General features: G+C 57.4%; 5 protein-coding genes. All 5 read right to left on the bottom strand.

Annotated features, from left to right (window positions below; translation table 11 throughout):
- On the bottom strand, window positions 1–997 hold a 997-nt coding region (gene pheT, locus A3754_RS19800), incomplete at its 3' end, for a phenylalanine--tRNA ligase subunit beta (RefSeq protein WP_063521064.1).
- Window positions 998–1,030: 33 nt separating this feature from the next.
- Window positions 1,031–2,050, bottom strand: coding sequence for a phenylalanine--tRNA ligase subunit alpha (gene pheS / locus A3754_RS19795; protein ID WP_063521063.1), 1,020 nt, complete (start codon window positions 2,048–2,050; stop codon window positions 1,031–1,033).
- A 157-nt stretch (window positions 2,051–2,207) separates the two neighbouring features.
- Window positions 2,208–2,567 (bottom strand): 50S ribosomal protein L20, encoded by a 360-nt coding sequence (gene rplT / locus A3754_RS19790; protein ID WP_007151143.1) that lies wholly within the window; start codon window positions 2,565–2,567, stop codon window positions 2,208–2,210.
- A gap of 25 nt (window positions 2,568–2,592) precedes the next feature.
- Window positions 2,593–2,787, bottom strand: coding sequence for a 50S ribosomal protein L35 (rpmI, locus tag A3754_RS19785; RefSeq protein ID WP_007149690.1), 195 nt, complete (start codon window positions 2,785–2,787; stop codon window positions 2,593–2,595).
- Window positions 2,788–2,825: 38 nt separating this feature from the next.
- The gene (gene infC, locus A3754_RS19780; protein WP_369817633.1) at window positions 2,826–3,371 is read right to left on the bottom strand and encodes a translation initiation factor IF-3; all 546 of its coding nucleotides are present in this window, start codon (window positions 3,369–3,371) and stop codon (window positions 2,826–2,828) included.
- Between the last annotated feature and the right edge of the window lie 354 nt (window positions 3,372–3,725).

Genomic DNA, 3,725 nt, shown 5'->3' with positions numbered 1-3,725 from the left:
CCAGGAAAATATCCTGGGTATCCGTGGTCACGGATGACGGTTTGCCGCCCATGACCCCAGCGAGAGCCAGTGCCGCGCTGTCGTCAGCAATTACCAGGGTATCGTCCCGTAGGGTCAGCTCTTGGTCGTCCAGGGTAGTAAGCGTCTCATCCGCTTTGGCCTTGCGCACGGTGATACCACCGCTGAGCTTGGCCAGATCGAACGCATGTAACGGCTGCCCCAGTTCCACCAACACATAGTTGGTTACATCGACGATGGGGTCGATGGTGCGCAGACCCGCACGGCGCAGGCGCTCCACCATCCACAGCGGGGTGGCAGCGTTGACATCCACGCCCTTGATGACCCGGCCCAGGTAGCGGGGGCAGCCGGCGTTATCCGCTAGCGTTACGGTCAATGCATCATCAATGGCCGGCGCCACCTTGCTGATGGCCGCCTCGGTGAGCGGGCTCTGGTTCATCACGCCCACTTCCCGGGCGATACCGCGCAGGCTCAGGCAATCAGCCCGGTTAGGAGTCAGATCCACTTCGATAACGGTGTCGTCGAGCCTCAGGTAGTCGCGAAAATCGGTGCCCACGGGGGCGTCTTCCGGCAGCTCCATGAGACCATCGATCAGGTCTTCCAGGCCCAGTTCCGACGCGCCGCACAGCATGCCATTGGATTCCTGGCCGCGCAGCTTGGCTTTCTTGATCTTGAAGTCACCGGGCAGCACCGCGCCGACCTGGGCGAAGGGCATCTTCAGGCCCACACGCACATTGGCCGCACCACACACCACCTGCACCGTGTCGGTGCCATTGGTCACCTGACAGACACTGAGTTTGTCGGCATCCGGGTGCGGTTCGCAGCTTTCCACCTGCCCGACCACCACGCCGCTAAAATCCGGTGCGGCCGGTTCCACCGCGTCCACTTCCAGGCCGGCCATGGTCAATTGCTGGACCAGGGTGTCGGTATCCACGGCGGGGTTGACCCACTCCCGCAACCAGGCTTCGTTAAAACGCATGTCGTGATTCCTTTAACTTGTTCGCGGGAGACGTTAGCTGAACTGGGACAAAAAGCGGGTGTCGTTTTCGAAAAACAACCGCAAGTCGTTCACGCCATAACGGAGCATGGTGATACGCTCGATCCCCATACCAAAGGCAAAGCCGCTGTACTCTTCCGCATCAACGCCGCCCGCTTCCAACACCTTCGGGTGCACCATGCCGCAGCCCATGATTTCGATCCAGCCGGTGTGCGAGCACACCCGGCAGCCATCGCCACCACAACTCACGCAGCCCACATCCACTTCCGCGCTGGGCTCGGTGAACGGGAAATAGCTGGGGCGAAAACGGACCGGCAAGTCTTCCACTTCAAAGGTGAAGCGCAGGAATTCCGCCACGGTGCCACGCAGATCGGCGAAGGTAATGCCCTTGTCCACCAACAGGCCTTCCACCTGGTGGAACATGGGAGTGTGGGTCAAATCTGAATCACAGCGATACACACGGCCCGGCGCAATAATCCGGAACGGCGGTTTGCCCTGTTCCATCACCCGTACCTGTACCGGTGAAGTATGGGTGCGCAGCAGGCGCCCATCACCGAAATAGAAGGTATCGTGCATGGCCCGTGCCGGGTGGTGGCCGGGGATATTCAAGGCCTCGAAATTGTGGAAGTCATCCTCCACTTCCGGGCCTTCGGAAATATCAAACCCCAGACGCAAAAAGAAATCCTCAATGCGGCGACGCATACGGTTCACCGGGTGCAACCCGCCCGGCAACTCGCCTCTGCCCGGCAACGTCACATCAACGGTCTCGCTGGCCAGCTGCTCATTCAGGGCCGCCTCTTCCATGGCACTTTTGCGCCCGGCAATAGCGTCCTGAACCTTCTGCTTGCCTTCATTGATGACGGCGCCGGCCTGCGGGCGCTCTTCTGCGCTCAGTTTGCCCAACCCCTTCATCAAGGCACTGATTTCACCCTTTTTGCCCAGGTACTTCACCCGCACATCGTCCAGCGCCCGAATGTCGCCAGCCTGCTCGACCTCTGCCAAGGCAGCGTCAACCAGGGCATTGAGATTTTCCATTTCAATTCCTCTGCTACACGCAACGCGCTTCGTGCACCCCTTTCCCGTGTTGCACAAAGCGTGTTGCTTGTTGCGTCTCTTTTACCAACAAAAACGGGGGAAGAGCGCGAACTCTTCCCCCGTTGAATGCACTACTACGCAGCTGCGTAACAGTCGATCAGGCGGTGAGACTCGCTTTGGCTTTTTCGGCCAAAGCGCTAAAGGTTGCCTGATCACGGACAGCGATGTCCGCCAGTACTTTACGGTCAATGTCGATGGACGCTTTCTTCAGCCCATTGATCAGACGGCTGTAAGACAGGCCGTTCAAACGCGCAGCGGCGTTGATACGAACAATCCACAGACGACGGAACTGACGCTTGCGAACCTTACGGTCGCGGTAAGCGTACTGACCAGCTTTGGTAACGGCCTGTACCGCTACACGGAATACACGGCTGCGGGCACCGTAGTAGCCTTTAGCTTGCTTGAGAATCTTCTTGTGCCGACGACGGGCCTGCACACCACGTTTTACTCGTGCCATTTTTTAGTCTCCAGATCCGTAAAAGTTATGCGTAGGGCATCATGCGTTTAACAAGAGCCACATCATTCTCGTGGACTTCCTGCTTCGGACGCAGTTTACGAATAGTCTTGGAAGACTTTTTGGTCAGAATGTGGTTTTTGAATGCCTGCTTGCGCTTGAAACCGGAGGCGGTTTTTTTGAAACGCTTGGCAGCCCCACGATTTGTCTTGATTTTAGGCATGGTACCTTCTCAAGTTGATGAATTAATTAAACAGCCGATCAGGACTGTTTCTTCTTTTTGCCCGGGCCGAGCACCATGATCATCTGGCGCCCTTCCATGTTCGGACGTTGCTCAACAGAACCGTATTCTTCCAGATCCTTCTCGATACGTGCGAGAAGTTCCCGGCCCAGTTCCTGGTGAGCCATCTCCCGACCGCGGAAACGGACGGTGATTTTCGCTTTGTCTCCGGCCTCGAGGAAACGGATGAGGTTACGCAGTTTCACCTCATAGTCGCCAATGTCGGTGCCGGGACGGAATTTGATTTCCTTGACCTGAGTCTGGCGTTGTTTCTTACGCCCCTCTTTGGCCTTCTGTTTTGCCTCGAACAGATGCTTGCCGTAATCCATGATTCGGCAAACCGGCGGTTCTGCACCAGGGGAGATTTCCACCAGATCCAGCTGTTTAGCGGTGGCCTTTTCCAAGGCATCCTGCAGGCTGACGATACCGACCTGCTCACCGTCCACATCAATCAACCGAACTTCGGTTGCCTGGATTTGCTGATTTGTATTGGCGCGCTGCTCGCGGCCTTTGCCTCCACGCTTAATGTCGTGAACCTCCAATCTGTGATCGAAAACGAGGCGAGTAGCCTCACCGCCTCAGTAAACAGGCGCGCATTGTATGCCACCACAACGGGCACAACAACCCCAGCCGCACTTGGCCGGCGCACGCAACTGACTGAAACGGAATGAATTCTGGCTGGCTGTGGACGTTTATCCACGCAGGCCCGCATAACGTCGGGCCAAAAATCCAGCAAGGGGGCGTATTTTAAGCATATCTGGGCACTTTTCAAGCAGCCAATCCTGCCAAATACCCGGCGGTCAGGCATTCCATATGGACGTTCGTTCCCGCACCACACGGCCCAAGAGGGAAAATGAGCCACTGGAGCGCCCCACCCGCCC

It is taken from the genome of Alcanivorax sp. HI0083 (genome assembly GCF_001635175.1).
This window is presented reverse-complemented; position numbering and strand designations above follow the sequence as displayed.

Excerpts from the sequence above, each read along its gene's own strand:
- pheS (WP_063521063.1), bottom strand. The coding sequence starts at position 2,050 with ATGGAAAATCTCAATGCCCTGGTTGACGCTGCCTTGGCAGAGGTCGAG.
- rplT (WP_007151143.1), bottom strand. The coding sequence starts at position 2,567 with ATGGCACGAGTAAAACGTGGTGTGCAGGCCCGTCGTCGGCACAAGAAG.
- rpmI (WP_007149690.1), bottom strand. The coding sequence starts at position 2,787 with ATGCCTAAAATCAAGACAAATCGTGGGGCTGCCAAGCGTTTCAAAAAA.